Source organism: Paenibacillus sp. EKM206P (assembly GCF_011066155.1).
In the GTDB taxonomy this organism is placed as follows: domain Bacteria; phylum Bacillota; class Bacilli; order Paenibacillales; family Paenibacillaceae; genus Paenibacillus; species Paenibacillus polymyxa_D.
In genome coordinates this window covers 163,608-183,375 of record NZ_JAAMNQ010000004.1, presented here as the reverse complement: position 1 = coordinate 183,375, position 19,768 = coordinate 163,608, and the positions used below count along the sequence as shown (strand labels likewise).

Genomic DNA, 19,768 nt, shown 5'->3' with positions numbered 1-19,768 from the left:
TATAGTTAAAAAGTGGGATTGTTACAATTAGGTCCTTTGCCTTTTGTAGGGAATTAAATAGCCATAGTACAATTTGAACCAGATAAACAAAAACATTATTTATCATCAAGGAGGACTCAAAAAATGGCAGGACGCATTTTAATTACCCCAGAACAGGTTGATCAGGTGGCTAACCAATTTAAACAAAGTGGTGAGCAAAGCCAGCAGATCGTTTCCAGTTTGACACAGTCCATCTCAGGTATGGAAGGTCAATGGGAAGGTATGACTAAACAACGCTTCTTCCAAGAGTTTCAGGAAGCTAGCAAACAAATGCAAGCTTTCGTAACGACTTTGAACAGCATCAGTCAAGAATTGACAGCTATCGCTAACAAATTCCGCACGGTTGACCAAACGAAATAAGTTGTCTTGCCTGATAGGCATTAACTTATCATATACCACTCTATTAAGAAGCAATATGTGAGCCATTCCTCACGGTTTGGCACAGGATGTTCAGGAAAAACCGGGCGATCTTCGGATACCCGGTTTTCTTGCCATCCATAGATGTATATAATAAGGTGAGGAAAACTAGCATACTGAATGATGTAAGGAGAGGGATGTTTCATGTCTTTTCAACCGAATCCGGGAGACGAATTGATCATAAACGGCACAGCTTATGTGGTTGGACGACATCCCGCTGCACCCGGTTTAGCCTATGCTCAAGCAGGGCGTCAGGGAATTGTATACCAGCTAAATGCCAAAAACGGAGCGCCACATGAGGCAAAAGCCCTTAAGGTGTTTTTTCCGAAGTTCCGCATCCCGGCTATGGTTTATCAATCTGAGCATATGGAAGCATACGGGGATATTCCCGGTTTGCAGGTATGCAAGCGTGATGTGCTCACTCCAGAAAGAAACGGAAGTCTGATTGCCGAGCAGCCTGATTTGCTGTATGCGGTACTGATGCCATGGGTTCACGGTATGACATGGTTCGATTGTCTCACAGATCAGCGTCAGCTTGAGGCTTCCGATAGTCTGGCTTTAGCCAGAGCATTGGCAGGGATCGGTTCAGCTATGGAGCAAAAAGGATTGGCGCACTGCGATTTATCGGCGCCGAATGTGATGCTTCCGTTTTTTTCTGAAGTGGAACTGCCTGAAGGCACGTCAGCTGTGGAATTGGTGGACGTGGAACAAATGTATAGTACTAAAATGGATCGTCCAGACGCTCTATTGGCAGGTTCGCCAGGGTATGCCGCCCATCGTACCGTCCACAGCGGGTTGTGGAGTGCGTATGCAGACCGTTTTGCAGGGGCAATCATTATAGGAGAAATGTTAGGCTGGTCTGACCGTGTAGTAGTCGACAAAGCGTGGGGCGAAAGTTATTTTGATCAGCATGAAATGCAGACGCCTTGCGAACGTTATTTTATTTTACGAAAATCGCTGGAATCTCGTTGGGGCAGCAAGGTGGTAGAATTGTTCAGCCGTGCTTGGGATAGTCAGGATTTAAGCAGTTGCCCTACTTTTGGCGAATGGCTGGTTGTACTTAATGCGGTTACTGAGCAGGAAATTTCAGTTGAGGCTATAGAACCGGAACCTGCTGCGACAGAAACAATAGAATCGGCAGCGGTGGGTGGCCTTTCCAGTGAAGCTGCATCCTCTTTGTCAGCGCCTGCACCGCTCAAGACTGAACAGGCTGCACTGCTAAATCAGGTCGCCCTGGAGCAAGGAGAGCGTGGGGTAACGGACAAGCTGTTCCGACAGGCACGTGATTTGGAGCAGCAAAACAAACCTGCTGCAGCGCTGGAAGTATACCGGTCGTTGTATCATTTTGTAGAAGACGGCAGTCCTTTGCATGTGGAGGTGTCAGCTGCGATCACAGGACTAGAGGAGCAGTTGAATCCCATGACGCCAGAGCAACCTGAAAAAACAAAGGCCTGGTATCGCTCCAAAGCGTTTATCGTGACAACTGCGGCCGCAGTCGTTCTATTGGCAGCTGGAATCCCAGCCGTGAATATTCTTGCAGATCAGTCCAATCAGCGGCAAATCGAGGCAGCCAAGCAGGAAGAGGCAGCGAAGGCTGCAAAGGCGGCCGAGGAAAAGCTGGCAGCCGAGCAGGAAGCTGCTCAAAAATTGCTGACGGAGAAACAAAGCCAGGAAGCGGAACAGCAGGCCAAACAACAGGCACTTGCTGTTCAAAAGCAACAGGAAGAGCAGAAGAAACAGCAAGCCCTTATCGCTCAACAGGTTAAATATGAAGCTTATCTCGCTCAAAAGGAACAAAATAAGCAGGCGGCTGCCAAGTTGGCGAAGCAAAAAGCGTATGATCAACAGGCAAAGTATGAAAAATACTTGGCTTTGAAAAAAGAGCAGGAAGCCCGCGCCGCCCAGGAAGAGGCAGCTCGTAAGGCAGCAGCCGAGGCGGAACAAAAGCAAAAAGAGTCCATGCATGCACGAAACAAGGAGAACGTTCTTCAGCTTATTTCCCTGTACAACAAGGCGTATGCCTCTCAGGAAGGTGGCAGCGCTGCGAAGGCAAAGAGCTTTGCGAAGCGTTTTAGAACACTATATGATAGTAATCCTTCTTATTATCGTTCGGTAGGTGAAGTGGGATATCGGGCCTCCTCTATTTATAACTTTTTAGGAGACACGAATTTTAGACTGCCTAAAATTTAATATTTCATATGTCTATATATGGACGGAATGATAGATACGAAACAGATGGAGATAGAAGGTAACTGAGGGGAGCATGTACAAATCATGAATTATACAATACAGGCTTCACAACGCACTCCCGCCCTGATCATTTACCTGATTGACATCAGCGCGTCGATGAACATGCTGATGGAGGGGCGGCGGCGTATTGACGTTGTATATGAAGCTATATCGTTGGCGATCCGGCAGATGGTTTTTCGGTCAACCAAAGGAAATCGGCTGACAGCGCGCTATCGGATTGCGATTTTGGCTTATAGTGACGATGTGTATGACCTGCTGAATGGTGTCAAGGGAATTGATGAAATCGCGGCCATTGGTTCGTTGCCCGATTTGACACCCAAACGGTTTTCAGATTCAGCAAAGGCCTTCTTGCAAGCTGAGCGTATTTTGCAAGCGGAATTACCAGGGATGCAGGACTGTCCTGCACCTTTGGTCTGTCATATGACAGATGGAGTTTCCACAGGTGATGATCCGGAACCGATTGCGAAGCGTATTATGAGCATGAGTGTACCGGACGGTAATGTACTGGTGGAAAATATATTTTTATCCGACAGGTTGCTGGAAACGCCTATTCAGGACCCCCGTCGCTGGAAAGGTCTAACACATAATACGCCGTTGCAGGATGAACATGCTGTGAAATTGCGTGATATGTCTTCTGTGCTGCCTGAAAGCTATCGGGAAATGCTATTTGAGGCAGATTATCAGTTAGGTGAAGGAGCCATTATGATGCTACCCGGAACCTGTGCGGAACTGGTGTCCATTGGGTTCCAAATGTCGGCCGCAACGCCTGTACGGTAAGGAGGTAAAAGCATGAATCCACTGCTGTCCCTGCTCCTCGTGAGCAAAAAAAAGGGAATGAATGCAAGGCTGACTCAGCAATTTGCTTACATAAGCTCTCAGACAGGCGATCAGCCTTTATCATCTCATCACAGTCGTTTTATGTGTCGTTATGGCTATGGAAGGTCTGCCGAATCTGCCAGTATGGGAGAAAGCGGACAGGATTTCGCCGCAGTACGTATTCATAAATCCGTCTGTTGTTTTGTCTTGTGTGATGGTGTCGGGCTCAGTTACCGAGGAGATTTTGCGGCCCGCTATCTGGGTTCTTCTTTACTGGATTGGATGGAACGGGGACAAGATCTGTCTGCTGATCAATTGAGAGTGTACCTTGAACGTTTGGCAGGTACAGCGGCAGAGGAACTGGATCGGCAACCTTTGGATCACGAATCAGGCTTAATGCGTTCGGTATTGGAAGATAAACGTCGTCAAGGTAGCCAGTCCATGTATATTTGCGGTAAAATCGAACTGCCGAAGCGTGGTAGCCGTGGTCGTCTCCGACTTGCCTGGCAAGGGGACTCACGTTTGCGACTATGGAATGGTGCCGAGGAAATCAGCGAGCTATTCGATCATACCTTCTCTACAGCGGAGCGCTGGTCTACAAGCCGTGGGCCGATTGGAGGGAAGCCTCATTGGTACGAAAGAAGCATATCCGCAGATATGCCGATGAGATTACAGGTATATACGGACGGTTTATCCGATTTGGACCCCATTCGCGAGCCTGTCCCTGATGAGCAGATACAGGTATTGCTGGATGCATCCCACACCGGGGGACTTGATGATGATGCTGCATTTATTGAGCTGCAGTGGTAAATGAATAAGCAAAAGGACGTTATACAACCATGGATATGGATGTATACGTCCTTTTTTTGATGAATACATAGAACATTACGATTCGTTAAGATATTTATAGAATGTAACGAGGAGGAGAAGGAAAGACGCGCTAATGCGCGTAATATTCGTACTTTTCTTAAATATCGCAAAAGAATAGCAAAAAATGCGCAAAAATGGTGATTATAAAGTATATCCTTTTGGGTAATCTTGTGATTATACAGATTACTGAAAGGGAGCGATACATATGAGCTACACATATGCAGGAGGCGCACGCTTTGAAGGCAAAACGGCTCTAATCACGGGAGCTGGTTCTGGCATTGGCAAGGCAACAGCCATTCAAATGGCTAGAGAAGGAGCAAATGTCGCTCTTTTTGACGTAAGTAGCGATCGTATTTTGGAGACGGAAAGAGAAATTAATGCTATACGTGAAGGATCAGCGAGGGCTTTTGACGTGGACATTGCCGATCCGGTGCGTGTGGAAAAAGCAGTCCTGGAAGCGGTTGAATTATTTGGCGGACTGCATATCATTTTTGCTAATGCGGGGATTAACGGGGTCGTCGGACCGATTGAGGATCTGAGCATTGAGGATTGGCGCCAAACGTTGTCTACGAATCTGGACGGCACCTTCCTAACGGTGAAGTATACAATACCACATTTGAAAAAGAACGGTGGCGGCAGCATTATTATTACCAGCTCCATTAATGGAAATCAGCGCTTTACCAGCTTTGGGATGTCAGCCTACAGCACATCGAAAGCGGGTCAAACCGGTTTTGCTAAAATGGCTGCGCTGGAGCTGGCCAAGTTCCGTATTCGTGTGAATGTCATCTATCCAGGTGCCATTTCGACAAATATTGATGAAACCACGGAGAAATCGGAAGGGTTAAAGCAAATTACCATCCCCGTCAAGTTTCCCGAAGGAGGACAACCGTTGGCTGATGGACCGGGTCAACCCGAGCAGGTAGCTGATTTGGTAACATTTTTGGCCTCAGATCATTCGCGTCACATTACTGGCGCACAAATTGTCATTGACGGGGCAGAGTCGTTATTGTTTTAGAAAATAGAGCATTCTCTGGGACAGAGAAATGTTTTGTGGTATCCTGAGTGTATTGTCTTGGTTACGGTGCGAATGTGAAGCTCACATAAAAAAACTGGATCCTTCGCACCTCGAAATTTGTCGAAATGGTTTTAAATTAGCTTTCTTCGTTAGAAGTCAATAGTCGATTCAAGCTTTTTTGGCATCGTTTTTTTCGGAAATGCATGGAATTGATATCATTAGGGTATTAATTCCTTCATTTTCGCTGTCGCACTCTATGTGAGTGCGTGGATTGAAATAGATGAAACTTTAATCCAATTAGATCATCTCAGTATGTCGCACTCTATGTGAGTGCGTGGATTGAAATATCCTTGAGGTCAAGGGCATCTTTTTGAGCAATAGTCGCACTCTATGTGAGTGCGTGGATTGAAATATTTCAGTTGCAATAATGTGAATAGTGCGTGCCGATGTCGCACTCTATGTGAGTGCGTGGATTGAAATCATGTTTTTAATTTTTATTACAATAAGATCATATTAGTCGCACTCTATGTGAGTGCGTGGATTGAAATAAGCCACGCCTGCCAGTAATCAGCGGTGATGTGGCCTGAAGTCGCACTCTATGTGAGTGCGTGGATTGAAATCTCTTTCGCCAGAGTGAAAATAAGCTCCAATGATTCGTCGCACTCTATGTGAGTGCGTGGATTGAAATATATTGGGAGTTGCCATTAGTGCCTATGCCACTAGTCGCACTCTATGTGAGTACGTGGATCATGACGGAGCAGTCGCCACTTGGTCGTATAAGTGGAGAGCGCCTCTTTATCCGAAAACATGAAGAGGTCCGTGAAGTAGAGGAACTGTAGATTTTACGTGGCTTGGAAGGGACGGTGGCAGTTCAGTACAATTCCGTTCTCGATGAGCTGATCTTGCAGCATGGACGCCATAAACGCCCTCCGTTAGATAATGTGAGTGCCCTATTATCTTTTGCCTATAGACTGCTGTCCAACGATATGAAATCGGCACTGGAAGCTGTGGGCTTGGATGCTTATGTAGGTTTTCTGCATAGAGATCGTCTAGGACGAGCCTCATTAGCACTGGATGCGATGGAAGAGCTTCGAGGAGTATATGTCGACCGTTTCGTTTTGTCCTTACATTGATTAACAAAAAATTGATTAATGGCAAAGGATTTAAAAAAAGAAAACGGGGCCGTCATGATGGACGATGATACGAGGAAAATCGTATTGAAGGCATGGCAGGAACGGAAACAGGAAAAAATTATTTATTCTTATTTGAATGAGAAAATGTCTTGGGGGCTGGTGTCCTATTCCCAGAAGTATACGATATGGAAAGCCCACTGATTTTGTAAGGTGCGAATGTGAAGCTCACATAAAAAACCAGGGTCCTTCGCACCTCGAAATTTGTCGAAAAGTAATTGAATGAGTTACCTTCAGTAAAAGTCAATGGTTGATACAAGCCTTTTTGGCATCAGTTTTTGCGACAATGCGTGGAATTGATATCATTAGGGTATGAATTACTGCATTTTCGCGGTCGCACTCCATGTGAGTGCGTGGATTGAAATAGCGAAGACCAGGTTAGGGCGCTGCTGCTGTTGGAGGGTCGCACTCCATGTGAGTGCGTGGATTGAAATGTTAACGGGTTCCCATTGCCGCGGACAGAGCGCGGTCGCACTCCATGTGAGTGCGTGGATTGAAATTATATATGCTGATGCAGAAGGGCTCCATGTAGGAAAGTCGCACTCCATGTGAGTGCGTGGATTGAAATATCTAAATTAACTGCCAACCATTCATCGGATTTAGTCGCACTCCATGTGAGTGCGTGGATTGAAATATATCCTCAAGCTCTCTCCATGTATCGGCGTTAAGTCGCACTCCATGTGAGTGCGTGGATTGAAATCACAAATGTCCAACAGTGCCGCAGGCGGTCATTGGTCGTACTCTATACGAGTATGTGGTTGAAGTATCTATAGTGTTCGTAACCTTGCATAATAACTCCCAGGAGGCTTTACATGTTTGGAGTCAATATATAATTTGTTTTATGAACTTTAAGATTATTAGTTTAGTTCTCTCTAAAATACTATTTCCACATGACTATAAATAATATTTGTTTACATAACGAGAATAGATCTAATATGATTAGTAAGTGGAAGAGAGTCTAGTATTTTTAAGCGAAATACAAGTCTCTTCACAATAAACACCCAAAAGTCATAAAATGAATATTGCGCTATGGGTGTGAAACCGAAATCCTTAAATTAAGTAGATAAGAGAGGAAAGGAAGAGAAATTACAACGCTAGGACAATTATATTATCATTATCTATGGATTCACTTAACAACGAGGAATGTCCAAGTGGGGATTGTAGATGCTATCGATATTGTACCTTATGACACGATTACACATTTTAAGTATTTGCTCAAAGGGGGAAAATAGTTGAATTTATTATCTATTCCTGGTCTATATTTTTATATCTATCTAGGTATAGGCCTTATCGTGGGATATTGGTTTGTATCTAAGGAATTAACTGAACGTGCACAGGAAATGCAGCAAGAGAACCCAGAGGAAAACGATGAGGAACTGTCAACAGCTAGAGAGGGTCTTTATCAATCTCTACATGATCTTTATCATTTAATAGGTCAGAAAGGTGTTATTGCTGCGATCTATATTTTATTTATGCTTTTTTGGCTTCCGATGTGGTTAGTCATTACTTGGAAGAGGTTATTCACGAAGAAAATTAAAGGAGATTAAAAAATGCAATATATCGCCCACATACGGGAAAGCGACCAAGAGATTCAAACGGTTGCCGAACATCTATTGGAAACCCGACAATTAGCAGAAACCTATGGAGACAAAATAGGTATTCGACATATCACCGGACTCGCTGGCATGCTTCATGACTTGGGGAAGTACACGGAAAAGTTTCAAAATTACATACGTTTGGCGGTACAAAATCCTGACAATCCACCGAAGCGAGGAAGTGTAGATCATTCTAGTGCGGGTGGAAAGTTATTATTTAATCTTTTTCACATTCAACCTCAAGGCACATTCGATAAACAGGATTTATTTATCAAATATATATTGACTGAAGTTGTAGCAAACGCTATTATTTCTCACCATTCTTATTTGCAGGATTTTCTAAACCCACAGCTTGAATCAAAACTTTTGTATCGGGTGCGTGACCTAGAGATAGCGGGATTTGAAGATGCAGTAGCGCTTTTCTATAAGCAGGTCATGGAGAAATCTACATTTTTTGATTATGTGAATCAAGCAAAGGCTGAGTTGGATCAATATATGAACCGAGATGATGGGGCAGATTTTGAACTCAAATTGATGTATTTATCCAAGTTTGTGTTTAGCGCTTTGATAGATGCAGATCGAACCAATACTCGCTGCTTTGAAGAAAATAAGAACACAGGCGATAAGATCGCAGTTGAAGCCATGAATCATCAAAAGTTGTTTCATGGGTATTACGAAAAATTAATGATGCACATCAAATCCCTACAAGCAGCCAAGGATGCCAATACACCTATTAATCTACTTCGAAAAGAAATGTCCGAACAATGCGAACAGTTTGCAGAAAGGCCCTCTGGAATACATACACTCTCGATCCCCACAGGCGGTGGAAAGACGCTCGCCAGCTTTCGTTATGCCTTAAAACATGCTGTAACATATAAGAAGAAACATATTATTTATGTCGTTCCATTTACGACCATTATTGAACAAAATGCCCGAGAGGTTCGCAAAATAATAGTGGACGATGCGAATGTTCTGGAACATCACTCTAATGTAGCCATGGACGATGTAGAAGAGGGAGAGAGTAATGAGCTTGAAGATGTAGTTGTGAGTACGCGTCAAAAATTAAAGCTGGCTAAGGACAATTGGGATTCGCCGATCATTTTCACCACAATGGTGCAATTTTTAAATGTTTTTTATGCTGGTGGCAGTAGAAATATTCGTAGACTTCACAATTTAAGCGAGTCTGTCATTATTTTTGACGAAGTACAAAAAGTCCCTACTCACTGTATTTCATTATTTAATCAAGCAGTAAATTTTTTGAAAACATATGCTCATTCAAGTATTGTTCTCTGCACGGCTACACAACCCGAATTAGATTTTGTACATAACAAGCTAGAAATTGAACCAGATGCAGAAATGGTGCATGACCTGAACCATGTTATAGAAGCGTTTAAGCGGGTTGAAATTGTGGATAAAGCAACGGATATGAAATTTAATACGGAGAAACTTACCGACTTTGTTGAGGAAAGACTTGCTGATGAACAAAGCGTGCTCGTTATTTTAAATACAAAAACGGTGGTGAAAAACCTATATCACAGATTAAAAGAAGGAAGTGGTACAGCCCCGATCTACCATTTAAGTACATCCATGTGTCCAGCTCATCGCAATTCCATATTGGAGGAAGTTAAAAATCACCTGCAACATAAAGAGCCTGTCGTTTGCATCAGTACACAATTAATTGAAGCGGGAGTGGATATCAGTTTTAAGTGTGTCATTCGGTCCTTGGCTGGTTTGGATTCCATTGCTCAGGCGGCGGGCAGATGTAATCGCCACGGAGAAGAAAGAATGAAGCAAGTATATGTCATTGATCATGAAGAAGAAGATCTCAAGCGATTAAAAGAAATCAGAATAGGTAAAGAGATTTCTAGAAAAATGTTTATTGACTTAAAATGTAACAAAACTTGCTTAGGCGGAAACGTATTATCAGCTCAGTCCATGGAAATATATTTTCAAAAATATTATTCCGAGTTAAAGACCGACTTAAATTATTTTATTCCTAAATTGAGAAAAAATATGACTGAGCTATTATATGGCAATCGTATAGAAAATACTTATTTTCAATCTTATTGCAAAGAAAATGAGACGATTCTTCCCTTATTCTTAGCGAATAGCTATAGGACGGCAGCGGACCATTTTCAAGTCATTAAGGATCATACTACCGCGGTAATTGTTCCTTATGGGGATGGAGAAAAAGAAGGAAAGGAGATCATCGCGGACCTAAATGGACAGCAAAGCATAGCAGACCTTACCGATTTGTTACGCAGGGCACAACAATTCACTATTAATATATTTAACTATGAGAAAGACCGATTAGATCAAAATAAGGGGTTAGTTTCTTTTTTGGATGGAAAAATATATGCACTAACCGATGGAGCTTACGATGACTGTTATGGCCTCAATCTTGAAAATGACAGTCTGCTTAGTGGATTTATCCTTTAAAAACTCTTTGATTGGGACTAGGGACTTATATTCTACATTGACTGACCCTGCCAAAAGTAATATTCTGGTACTGTGTTTGGAAAAAATAGTCATAGAAAGGAGGTAAATGCTAGTTGAGAAATGCGATCGAATTTAAAGTTTATGGAGATTATGCACTGTTCACAGATCCACTAACCAAACTTGGTGGTGAGAAATTAACTTATAGTGTTCCAACATATCAGGCGTTAAAAGGTATTGTCGAAAGTATTTATTGGAAGCCTACGATTATGATGGTAGTAGACAAAGTTCGTGTTCTTCATGCTATTCGGATGGAATCCAAAGGCGTTCGCCCCATCGAATATGGCGGTGGTAATACCCTTGCTAATTATACTTACTTGAAAGATCCCTGTTATGAGGTTCAGGCTCATTTTGAATTTAATCCGCATCGCCCCGAGATGGAATATGACCGTAATGAGAATAAGCATCATAACATTCTCAAGCGATCATTACTTGCTGGTGGGCGTAGAGATATTTTCCTAGGTACACGAGAATGCCAAGCTTATGTAGAGCCTTGTGAATTTGGTATAGAAGCAGGTTTTTACGATAACTATGGTGACATTCATTTAGGCAATATGGTACATGGAATTAACTATCCAGATGAGACAGGCAGGGATCAAATGGAAGTCCGTTTGTGGAATCCAGTAATGAAGGACGGAGTCATTGATTTTATTCGACCGGAGGAATGCACACAAGTTCGCACAATAGCGAATATGCAACCTAAACGGTTTGATGAAAATAACGTTCAATCCGCTGATGAGTTGCTTGCGCAATGGGAAGGGTGGGTGAATTAAATGAGCTGGTTGCTAAATTTATATGAAACGTATGAATCTAATCTTGACCGTGTTGGTGTGATTGAGAAGAAACATAATGATCGTGAATATACATTGTTGCCTATTTCCCACACGACCCAAAATGCGCAGATCGAAGTCGAAGTTACAGAACAAGGTGATTTTCATTCAGCCAGGATATTGGATAAAAATGAGTTTAGTACATTGATTCCTTCTTCTGAAAAATCCGCCAGTAGAGCCGGCTCTGTCATATCACCTTATCCGCTGCATGATAAATTAAGCTATGTTGCCGGAGATTTTGTAGCATATGGTGGAAAAATAAAAAAAGAAGAACCATTTTCTGCTTATATTCAGCAGTTAGAAGGCTGGGCTACTTCAGATTATGCCACTTCAAAGGTGAAAAGCATATATGGTTACTTAAGCAAGCGCCGCCTGATTAAAGACTTAGTAGACGAGTCAATTTTATATCTTGATGCGGATCAGAAATTAATAAGTACATGGGACAAGAAGTACGAACCTATACATGGGGAAAAACCACCTATATTTACAGCGGTTCCTGGTGAACAAGAGAGCGTATTCATTCGTTTTAATGTGTACTCTCCAGATAAAGTTTTAACTAAAGTTTGGGAAGATAAAGAAATGTATGATTCATTTGTTGGTTACTATAGCCAGTTGCTGGGAGAAGAAGACATTTGCTATGTTACTGGAAAGCAGCTCCCTAGCACAGACAAGCATGCCAATAAAATCAGAAATTCCGGGGATAAGGCGAAGTTGATTTCCGCCAATGATACGAGTGGATTCACGTTCAGAGGACGATTTGCCCACAGTCATGAAGCTGCAAGTATCAGTTATGAAGTATCTCAAAAGGCTCATAATGCCTTAAAATGGCTCATTAATCGTCAAGGTAAAGTCATGGAGCAACGTGTTTTCCTAGTGTGGGGAAATGATGAACCGAGTATTCTGAATTTTACCGAAAATGATAATATCTTTGCAATGGGCTTGCCATCCAAGGCTAAAGAAATAAAAAGTCATACAAACGAAGAGTTTGCTTTTGAATTAGCCAAAGCGTTAACGGGTTATGCCAATACACTAGCTGTCAAATCTAATTCCAAAGCAAAAGTCAATATTCTTGTACTTGACTCAGCAACAACAGGGCGGATGGCTGTGATCTATTATCGTAATTTGGATAAAAAATTGTATTTTGAAAAGCTTATTCACTGGCATTCCACCTGTGTATGGCTTCATCGCTATCAGAAGGATGAGCAGGGTGAATATTTACAATTTTGGGGTGCTCCAGCAACGAAAGATATTGCTTTTGCAGCATACGGTTCAAAGGCTAATGATAAACTCGTTAAGGGTTTGATGGAACGAATGCTCCCCTGTATAGTAGATGGTCAAAACATTCCTCAGGATATTGTGAGGAGTGCTATTAACCGCGCCTCTAACCCGGTATCCATGGACAAGTGGGAATGGGAGAAAACACTGAGCGTGACATGTGCTTTGGTTAACCAACGGGAGGGATACAATGTGGCATTAGATAAAGAAAATATGGATCGCAGTTATTTATTTGGCAGACTGTTGGCGATAGCAGATGTGATGGAACGAAGCGCATTAGACAAGGATGAGAAACGATCTACAAATGCAATCCGATATATGAATGCATTCTCACAACATCCAGAAAGAACCTGGAGGACCATTCAGAATGCCTTGCAGCCACATCAGGCCAGACTTGGTAAACGCTTAAGCTATTATTCCAATATGATTGATGAAGTGCTTCACAAAATCCCCTTCAACGAATTCAACAATAAACCATTGACCGGGAAATACTTGTTAGGACTCAGTAGCCAACGCTATGAAATCTACCATAATAATCATAAAAAAGATCTTGAGAGCAATAACGACAACAAAGAGAACAACACCTTAGACATGAATGAACAGCAGGAATCCTAAGTAACTTTAAAAATATGTAGGTACATTAAAGGAGAGTAATCATATGTCCGTGTTGGATCACAAAATTGATTTTGCAGTTGTTTTGTCGGTTACTAGAGCAAATCCCAATGGCGATCCCCTGAATGGCAATCGTCCGCGGCAAAATTACGATGGTTATGGTGAGATTTCAGATGTGGCTCTGAAACGGAAATTGAGAAATCGTCTGCAAGATATAGGAGAGTCTATTTTTGTTCAATCGAATGATCGGAAATCGGATGCTTTTAATAGTTTAAGAGAACGTGCAGATGCCAATCCTGAATTGGAAAAATTCTTCAAGGGCAAGGAAGGTTCAAGTGATGAATTTGCTAAAATTGCCTGTCAGGAATGGATAGATGTTCGTAGCTTCGGTCAAGTATTTGCGTTCAAGGCGGCGAGTAAGGGAGCAGGAGTGTCCGTTGGAGTAAGAGGTCCTGTATCTATACATACGGCAACCAGTATAGATCCTATTGATATTACAAGTATGCAAATTACAAAAAGTGTAAACTCCGAACCAGGGAAAGAAAGAGGTTCCGATACGATGGGGATGAAGCATCGGGTGGATTTCGGCGTGTACCTTTTCAAAGGAAGCATCAATACACAACTAGCAGAAAAAACAGGATTTACCAACGAAGATGCTGGAAAGATCAAGGATGCGCTGATTTCGTTGTTTGAAAATGATGTTTCATCCGCCCGTCCTGACGGTAGTATGGAGGTTCATAAAGTCTATTGGTGGGAGCACAAGTCCAAACTTGGAAAATACTCATCTGCTAAAGTACACCGATCTTTGGAAGTGAAACCGAAAGAAAATGTAAGTGCAATCGACAAATCTTTTGATACACATTATGAATGTATATTAACACCGCTCGAAGGCTTAGAGGTCCAAGAGTATGCAGGGCTATAACGAAGAAGATTATTTGCTGCTATCTGGTTTACAGCATTTTAATTTTTGTAGAAGACAGTGGGCGCTTATTCATATTGAGCAGCAATGGGAAGAAAACGTGCGGACGATTGAGGGCAATCATTTGCATAGGAAAGCAGATCAGCCCATGATTCGTGAAAAAAGAGGGGATAAGCTCATCGTACGCGCGTTACCTGTACATTCCAGAGAGCTTGGAATTACAGGAATCTGTGACGTGGTAGAGTTCATATGTGATCCCCTTGGTGTTCCGCTTGCGGGGGAGGAAGGTACCTACCTTCCTTTTCCTGTTGAATACAAGCGTGGCAAACCGAAACGAAATGACTCGGATCATGCACAATTGGTCGCACAAGTGATGTGTCTTGAAGAAATGCTCGTGTGTGAGATTTCAAAAGGCTACTTTTATTACGATGAGATCAAACACCGTGTAGAGGTCATCATCACGGCGGCTGACCGAGAGCGTGTGCGTACAAGCTTGCAGGAAATGCGGCATTATTTTGAGCGAAATCATACACCTAAAGCCAAAGCGGGACCACACTGCCTGAGCTGCTCACTACATAACATATGTGTTCCCGAAATACTGAATAAAAAATCAGTTTCAAGCTTTATTGAAAGCAGGATAGCTGAATGAAAAAATTACTAAACACATTATTTGTGACCATGCCAGATACGTACTTGTCACTAGATGGGGAAAATATCGTGATCAAACAAGAAGAGTCCATTCTTGCACGGTATCCTTTGCACAATTTGGAGGCGGTTTGCACTTTTGGCTATTCAGGGGCCAGTCCAGGCCTCATGGGAGCTTGTGCAACACGCAATATAGACCTAACCTTTATGACACGAAGCGGACGCTTCTTGGCGAGAGTTACCGGGGAAAGCCGGGGAAATGTGGTACTGAGAAAAGAACAGTACCGGATTTCCGATGATGATAGAAGAAGTGCTCTTGTAGCCAGAAATATGATTATAGGCAAAATATATAACCATAAATGGATTTTGGAACGGGCAACGAGGGATTATCCACTTCGTATTGATACGGAACGCATGAAGAAGGTGACCGCTTCTTTGACAAAGATCATGAAGCAAGTCCGAGAAGTGGAGGAACTGGACATATTACGCGGTTTGGAGGGGACGGCGGCAGTTCAGTACAATTCCGTGTGGGATGATCTGATCTTGCAGCAAAAAGATGATTTTTACTTCCATGGGCGCCATAAGCGCCCGCCGCTAGATAATGTGAATGCCCTATTATCTTTTGCCTATACACTGCTGTCCAACGATATGAAATCTGCACTGGAAGCTGTCGGTCTGGATGCTTATGTAGGTTTTCTGCATCGAGATCGTCCAGGGCGAGCCTCCTTGGCACTGGATGTGATGGAAGAGCTTCGAGGAGTATATGCCGACCGTTTTGTCCTTACATTGATTAACAAAAAATTGATTCATGGGAAAGGATTTTACAAAAAAGAAAACGGGGCTGTGATGATGGACGATGATACGAGGAAAATCGTATTGAAGGCATGGCAAGAACGAAAACAGGAAAAAATGATTCATCCTTATTTGAATGAGAAAATGTCTTGGGGACTGGTGCCCTATTCACAGGCTTTGCTCTTGGCTAGATATATTCGGGGAGATTTGGACGAGTACCCTCCATTTTTGTGGAAGTAGGTGTGAACATTTGCTCATTTTGATCACGTATGATGTAAGCACAGTAGACAGAGAAGGTAGAAAAAGACTGGCAAAGGTTGCGAAAAAGTGCGTAGATCACGGACAAAGGGTGCAAAATTCTGTGTTTGAATGTATTTTGGACTCGACCCAGTTCCGCAGCTTAAAGTATGAACTTGAAGAATTAATAGACCCAAAAGAAGACAGCTTGCGCTTCTACAACTTAGGAGATAACTACAAAAAGAAAGTAGAGCATATAGGGGCAAAGGAAGCTTATGATATGGAAAGCCCACTCATTTTGTAAGGTGCGAATGTGAAGCTCACATAAAAATCCCGGGTCCTTCGCACCTCGAATTTGTCGAAAATCAATTGAATCAGTTGCCATCAGTAAAAGTCAATGGTTGATTAAAGCCTTTTTGGCATCAGTTTTTGCGACAATGTGTAGAATTGATATCATTAGGGTATCAATTACTGCATTTTCGCTGTCGCACTCCATGTGAGTGCGTGGATTGAAATCACTTTAAACCAGTGATAAGGACCCGCAGGGTTAGTCGCACTCCATGTGAGTGCGTGGATTGAAATTTATTTCAAGTTGAAGTGTGATGTAATTAGGAAATTGGTCGCACTCCATGTGAGTGCGTGGATTGAAATATGCCTAACTGGTGGTCTATAAGTATTGTTTCAGTCGCACTCTATGTGAGTGAGTGCGTGGATTGAAATTTCACAAGTACAGCTCCCATCGAAATGAATAGAAGACACGTTGCGGAATTGAACTGCGCAAGGGTTCTGACCAGGCTGTTATTGTTTCCGCTGGTTAACTGGTTCCTTGCCGCCTGAACGTGCCGTAAAGCCCCGGAATAACTCGGGAAGTGACTCTGGATATTGCTGAATTACAGGAGCTCTGCTGCGATCTGTTTGAGCACTGGCGGTGTTGGGATGAGTTGGCCGTCACCTTTGTTGCCCTTGATGTAGGTTTTATCCTCGTAGGCATAATATACATCGCCTTGGCCCTCAACGACCGGGTAGCCGCTCTCATCATCAGTTAAAGATGTTTGCACGTGATTGCCATGTTGTGCGGCATGCTCCTCATTTGATTTTCCGTGATACAAATTTACCACATGAAAAGTCCAGGGACGGGCCACTTAGAGGCCACTTTAAGGACAAATATAGGACACGAAAAAAATTTTCTGTGAAAAGTGTTTTTTCTCCGCAACTTTTTCCATCTATGATCAGTCTCTTATCTAAGAAGGCTTTTTTTTCCAAATCTAATTAAGATTGAAAGGAAGTGCAAATTTATTCAAACTCCTGTATGTAGATTAGGGGAAGCCTATCGCTATATCATGAGAGGATGAGGGAAAGATTATGACGAAAAAGTGGGTATCTTTATTTTCTGTTATTTGCACAGTTTTCTTCCTTTTTGGCTCTAGTTCAACTTATGCAGAGAGTTATTACGCTGGAGTCACGAAGCCCGGAAGTCAGTATTTGGGTATGACTGCTACCATTACAACTCCGAGTAAATTGCCTACACTTGGTACTAGCGGTGAGTCAGCTTGGGTAACAAATGTCACTCCAAGTCGAGATTGGATTCAAACAGGTATCCGATTTTATTCAGGATATCCGGGATTTGCAACTTACGTTGAACATACTGTTAATGGAGCTTATGGCATGCAGGAAATAGGGACTCACCTTTTATCTTCATCTGTAAAATATATGGTTCAATATGGTTCTGACAGTAAATGGCATGCATATATTGGAGGTTATGATAAGGGGAGCTGGAGCTTAGGAACAAATAATAATGTACAAGCGAATGCAGAAACCCATTCTACAAATACCCAAATGGGACCATTCCAATTTACAGGTGTGCAATACAAAAATACAAATGGTGTGTGGAAAGCAAATGATACGGCCCCACGTGCCGATAGTCCATATCATGTCAGCAAAACGGATAATTCAAATTACAAAGTCTATTAACCAATAATTTTAAAGGAGGTCGAAAGTAATAATGAAACATAAAAAGTTGCTGATCGTTGGGGCTGCACTGGGCATTTTTAGTGGGGCTTTTTATATAAATTCCATTTCTGCCGAGAGTCCTACTGAGCTTATCCAAACCAAGCTTTCTCAGCAAGGAGTATCCATTTCAAGCATTAGTGCTCAACAGGAGGACTTAAAAGTAGAAACAAAATCAGTTTCTAGTTCTGGGAAAGCTACAATTGATGACATTAAAGCGATTCGCGCGGTTCGAAATGAAGTACGGAGTGGAGTCAACGGAACCAATGAAATCAAAAATATTGATTTAGCTATTAAAGGTGCAAATGGAAAAACGATTTATGATGAAGTTTCTAATGATGTTACTCATATCCCAGACTTTTCGAAAAAAATCCAAGGTTCCCTGGAGTCGACAAAGGTCCTGGAAGCTGTAATTTGTGAACTTCAAGGAAACGGTATGGATGTAAAATCGGTAGATATTACAGATAGCGTTATTGGTGGAAAGCTGGCAAAGATTGTGATTAAAGCGGATGTCTCCGAGATCAATAGTCTGGTTCCTAAAATTGAACAGTGGATAATGGCGTTAAATGATGCTAAAGACAGCAATGGTATTTCTCAATACGATCTGACTATCAATGGTAAAGATAATGAAGTATTATTCTATTTGACAGCAGATTTAGTATATCGTGATTTTTATTGGTGGCAATCAGATGCTTTAGGCGGTGAAACTTGGACGAACTCTGGACCTGAAAGTGAGAAGGCTGCTAACAGTAAAGACAAAGTAGAGGCGACACTTGAAAAAGGGATTACTGCTGAACCACCCGGAGTAGACAATAACGGTTTAGAAGAGCCCCAAATTAAAAAATAAAGATTATAAAGTATTTTGAAAAGGTGTTTCTCATTAAAACGGGGAACGCCTTTCTTACTAAAATAATTCACAAAAGAATAAGGTGCTGGATAATTTCCACCCAGTACCTTTAAATAAGTTGGAGGTAATAAACATGGTCTATTTATACATGTTTATCAGTCTCATAGTGTTTTATGTCGTGGTTTTCATTCTCTCTCTGTTTACTATCCATGTGATTAAAGGTGATGAGACTACCTATATTTTACTGGTTCTCATAATCGGAATCCTTCTTCACAATTCTGAAACCAAAAAAAGATAAGTAGTCGTACACCAATAAATTCAGCTATATAACCTCTCTACATACCCCACCTCATATACTTCGACTCTCAAGGCAGCGGCAAGAATATTAAGGGCTTCCGACTTTATACGGCGGAATGTCCTGTCGCCCAAGCCTAAATCTCCACAAACTATGAAATCAAACTCACCTTCATCATCCAAGTAACTCCGCATAATAACCTCACGCTGCACACTAGACAATCTACTCATTGCCGCTCCAGCAGCTTATCCTTCGCCTCCAGTTCTGCCTCCTTGTCCACGTTGTATGTGGCGATTTCCTCCGTCTGCTTGCTGATAGCATTTGTAGATTGATGTTCTCTATATGAATACGCCTAAGTGGTTGCTGCTTCCCGACGAACAGAACCGATCTGACGATACTGCCGAACTGTCTCCAAATATTCCTCCACCGCAAGGCGGGTGGCTTTTTCGTCGACCGGCAGAATATTGAACGTTAATTGTAAGTTGTTTTTTCTTCTTTTCCCCAATGCAATCCCCTCACCGTGTTATAATTTGGTGAAGGTTTGAAACTACTGACCCTCGCGGGCCCGGCCAAGGAATGCAGGGGAATGAGGCAACAATATGAGGGCGTACAGGGGATAAA

The 19,768-nt window shown here is 42.4% G+C and carries 18 protein-coding genes, 1 pseudogene and 2 CRISPR repeat arrays; of the genes and pseudogenes, 17 read left to right on the top strand and 2 right to left on the bottom strand.

What is annotated here, in order from left to right; all coding sequences use genetic code 11:
* Positions 1 to 123: 123 nt before the first annotated feature.
* From G9G53_RS10640 to cas2, 15 genes and pseudogenes are all read left to right on the top strand, one after another.
* Complete coding sequence (locus tag G9G53_RS10640) at positions 124 to 399, top strand: WXG100 family type VII secretion target (RefSeq protein ID WP_013309990.1); 276 nt, start codon at positions 124 to 126, stop codon at positions 397 to 399.
* A 201-nt stretch (positions 400 to 600) separates the two neighbouring features.
* The gene (locus G9G53_RS10635; RefSeq protein WP_165147476.1) at positions 601 to 2,646 is read left to right on the top strand and encodes a hypothetical protein; all 2,046 of its coding nucleotides are present in this window, start codon (positions 601 to 603) and stop codon (positions 2,644 to 2,646) included.
* A gap of 84 nt (positions 2,647 to 2,730) precedes the next feature.
* Positions 2,731 to 3,483, top strand: a complete 753-nt coding sequence (locus G9G53_RS10630; protein ID WP_013309992.1) for a vWA domain-containing protein — start codon at positions 2,731 to 2,733, stop codon at positions 3,481 to 3,483.
* A gap of 12 nt (positions 3,484 to 3,495) precedes the next feature.
* Positions 3,496 to 4,332: a hypothetical protein gene (locus G9G53_RS10625; protein WP_165147473.1), complete on the top strand. Its 837-nt coding sequence runs from the start codon at positions 3,496 to 3,498 to the stop codon at positions 4,330 to 4,332.
* 265 nt (positions 4,333 to 4,597) lie between these two features.
* Complete coding sequence (locus G9G53_RS10620) at positions 4,598 to 5,407, top strand: SDR family oxidoreductase (protein ID WP_039273536.1); 810 nt, start codon at positions 4,598 to 4,600, stop codon at positions 5,405 to 5,407.
* Positions 5,408 to 5,653: 246 nt separating this feature from the next.
* Positions 5,654 to 6,095: a CRISPR direct-repeat array (repeat unit 32 nt).
* 19 nt (positions 6,096 to 6,114) lie between these two features.
* Positions 6,115 to 6,246 carry a hypothetical protein gene (locus G9G53_RS26915; protein WP_425312600.1) on the top strand — a complete coding sequence of 44 codons (132 nt, stop codon included), beginning with the start codon at positions 6,115 to 6,117 and terminating at the stop codon, positions 6,244 to 6,246.
* Positions 6,247 to 6,714, top strand: a pseudogene (gene cas1, locus G9G53_RS26910) (CRISPR-associated endonuclease Cas1); the annotation flags it as partial.
* A 215-nt stretch (positions 6,715 to 6,929) separates the two neighbouring features.
* A CRISPR array of direct repeats spans positions 6,930 to 7,297; the repeat unit is 32 nt; unit sequence GTCGCACTCCATGTGAGTGCGTGGATTGAAAT.
* 532 nt (positions 7,298 to 7,829) lie between these two features.
* Positions 7,830 to 8,144: a hypothetical protein gene (locus tag G9G53_RS10610; protein WP_165147470.1), complete on the top strand. Its 315-nt coding sequence runs from the start codon at positions 7,830 to 7,832 to the stop codon at positions 8,142 to 8,144.
* A gap of 3 nt (positions 8,145 to 8,147) precedes the next feature.
* Positions 8,148 to 10,631 carry a CRISPR-associated helicase Cas3' gene (cas3, locus tag G9G53_RS10605; RefSeq protein ID WP_165147467.1) on the top strand — a complete coding sequence of 828 codons (2,484 nt, stop codon included), beginning with the start codon at positions 8,148 to 8,150 and terminating at the stop codon, positions 10,629 to 10,631.
* 113 nt (positions 10,632 to 10,744) lie between these two features.
* The gene (cas5c, locus tag G9G53_RS10600; RefSeq protein WP_165147464.1) at positions 10,745 to 11,461 is read left to right on the top strand and encodes a type I-C CRISPR-associated protein Cas5c; all 717 of its coding nucleotides are present in this window, start codon (positions 10,745 to 10,747) and stop codon (positions 11,459 to 11,461) included.
* Positions 11,462 to 13,408: a type I-C CRISPR-associated protein Cas8c/Csd1 gene (gene cas8c / locus G9G53_RS10595; protein ID WP_165147461.1), complete on the top strand. Its 1,947-nt coding sequence runs from the start codon at positions 11,462 to 11,464 to the stop codon at positions 13,406 to 13,408.
* A 43-nt stretch (positions 13,409 to 13,451) separates the two neighbouring features.
* Complete coding sequence (cas7c, locus tag G9G53_RS10590; protein WP_165147458.1) at positions 13,452 to 14,327, top strand: type I-C CRISPR-associated protein Cas7/Csd2; 876 nt, start codon at positions 13,452 to 13,454, stop codon at positions 14,325 to 14,327.
* Entirely contained in the window at positions 14,314 to 14,973 is a 660-nt protein-coding gene (cas4, locus tag G9G53_RS10585; RefSeq protein ID WP_076264226.1) for a CRISPR-associated protein Cas4, read from the top strand. Before cas7c ends, cas4 begins: the two co-directional genes overlap by 14 nt.
* The gene (gene cas1c / locus G9G53_RS10580) at positions 14,970 to 16,001 is read left to right on the top strand and encodes a type I-C CRISPR-associated endonuclease Cas1c (RefSeq protein ID WP_165147455.1); all 1,032 of its coding nucleotides are present in this window, start codon (positions 14,970 to 14,972) and stop codon (positions 15,999 to 16,001) included. Before cas4 ends, cas1c begins: the two co-directional genes overlap by 4 nt.
* Before the next feature lie 10 nt (positions 16,002 to 16,011).
* Positions 16,012 to 16,302: a CRISPR-associated endonuclease Cas2 gene (gene cas2, locus G9G53_RS10575; RefSeq protein WP_023988276.1), complete on the top strand. Its 291-nt coding sequence runs from the start codon at positions 16,012 to 16,014 to the stop codon at positions 16,300 to 16,302.
* Positions 16,303 to 16,888: 586 nt separating this feature from the next.
* Here the strand turns inward: cas2 and G9G53_RS10570 are convergent.
* Positions 16,889 to 17,140, bottom strand: a complete 252-nt coding sequence (locus G9G53_RS10570) for a hypothetical protein (RefSeq protein ID WP_165147452.1) — start codon at positions 17,138 to 17,140, stop codon at positions 16,889 to 16,891.
* 220 nt (positions 17,141 to 17,360) lie between these two features.
* Between G9G53_RS10570 and G9G53_RS10565 the strand changes: the two genes are divergently transcribed.
* Positions 17,361 to 17,969: a hypothetical protein gene (locus G9G53_RS10565; protein ID WP_165147449.1), complete on the top strand. Its 609-nt coding sequence runs from the start codon at positions 17,361 to 17,363 to the stop codon at positions 17,967 to 17,969.
* 31 nt (positions 17,970 to 18,000) lie between these two features.
* Positions 18,001 to 18,852 (top strand): hypothetical protein, encoded by an 852-nt coding sequence (locus tag G9G53_RS10560; RefSeq protein ID WP_165147446.1) that lies wholly within the window; start codon positions 18,001 to 18,003, stop codon positions 18,850 to 18,852.
* A gap of 647 nt (positions 18,853 to 19,499) precedes the next feature.
* Here the strand turns inward: G9G53_RS10560 and G9G53_RS26440 are convergent.
* A complete protein-coding gene (locus tag G9G53_RS26440; RefSeq protein ID WP_238437776.1) occupies positions 19,500 to 19,652 on the bottom strand; it encodes a hypothetical protein in 153 nt (50 codons plus the stop codon).
* Positions 19,653 to 19,768: the final 116 nt, after the last annotated feature.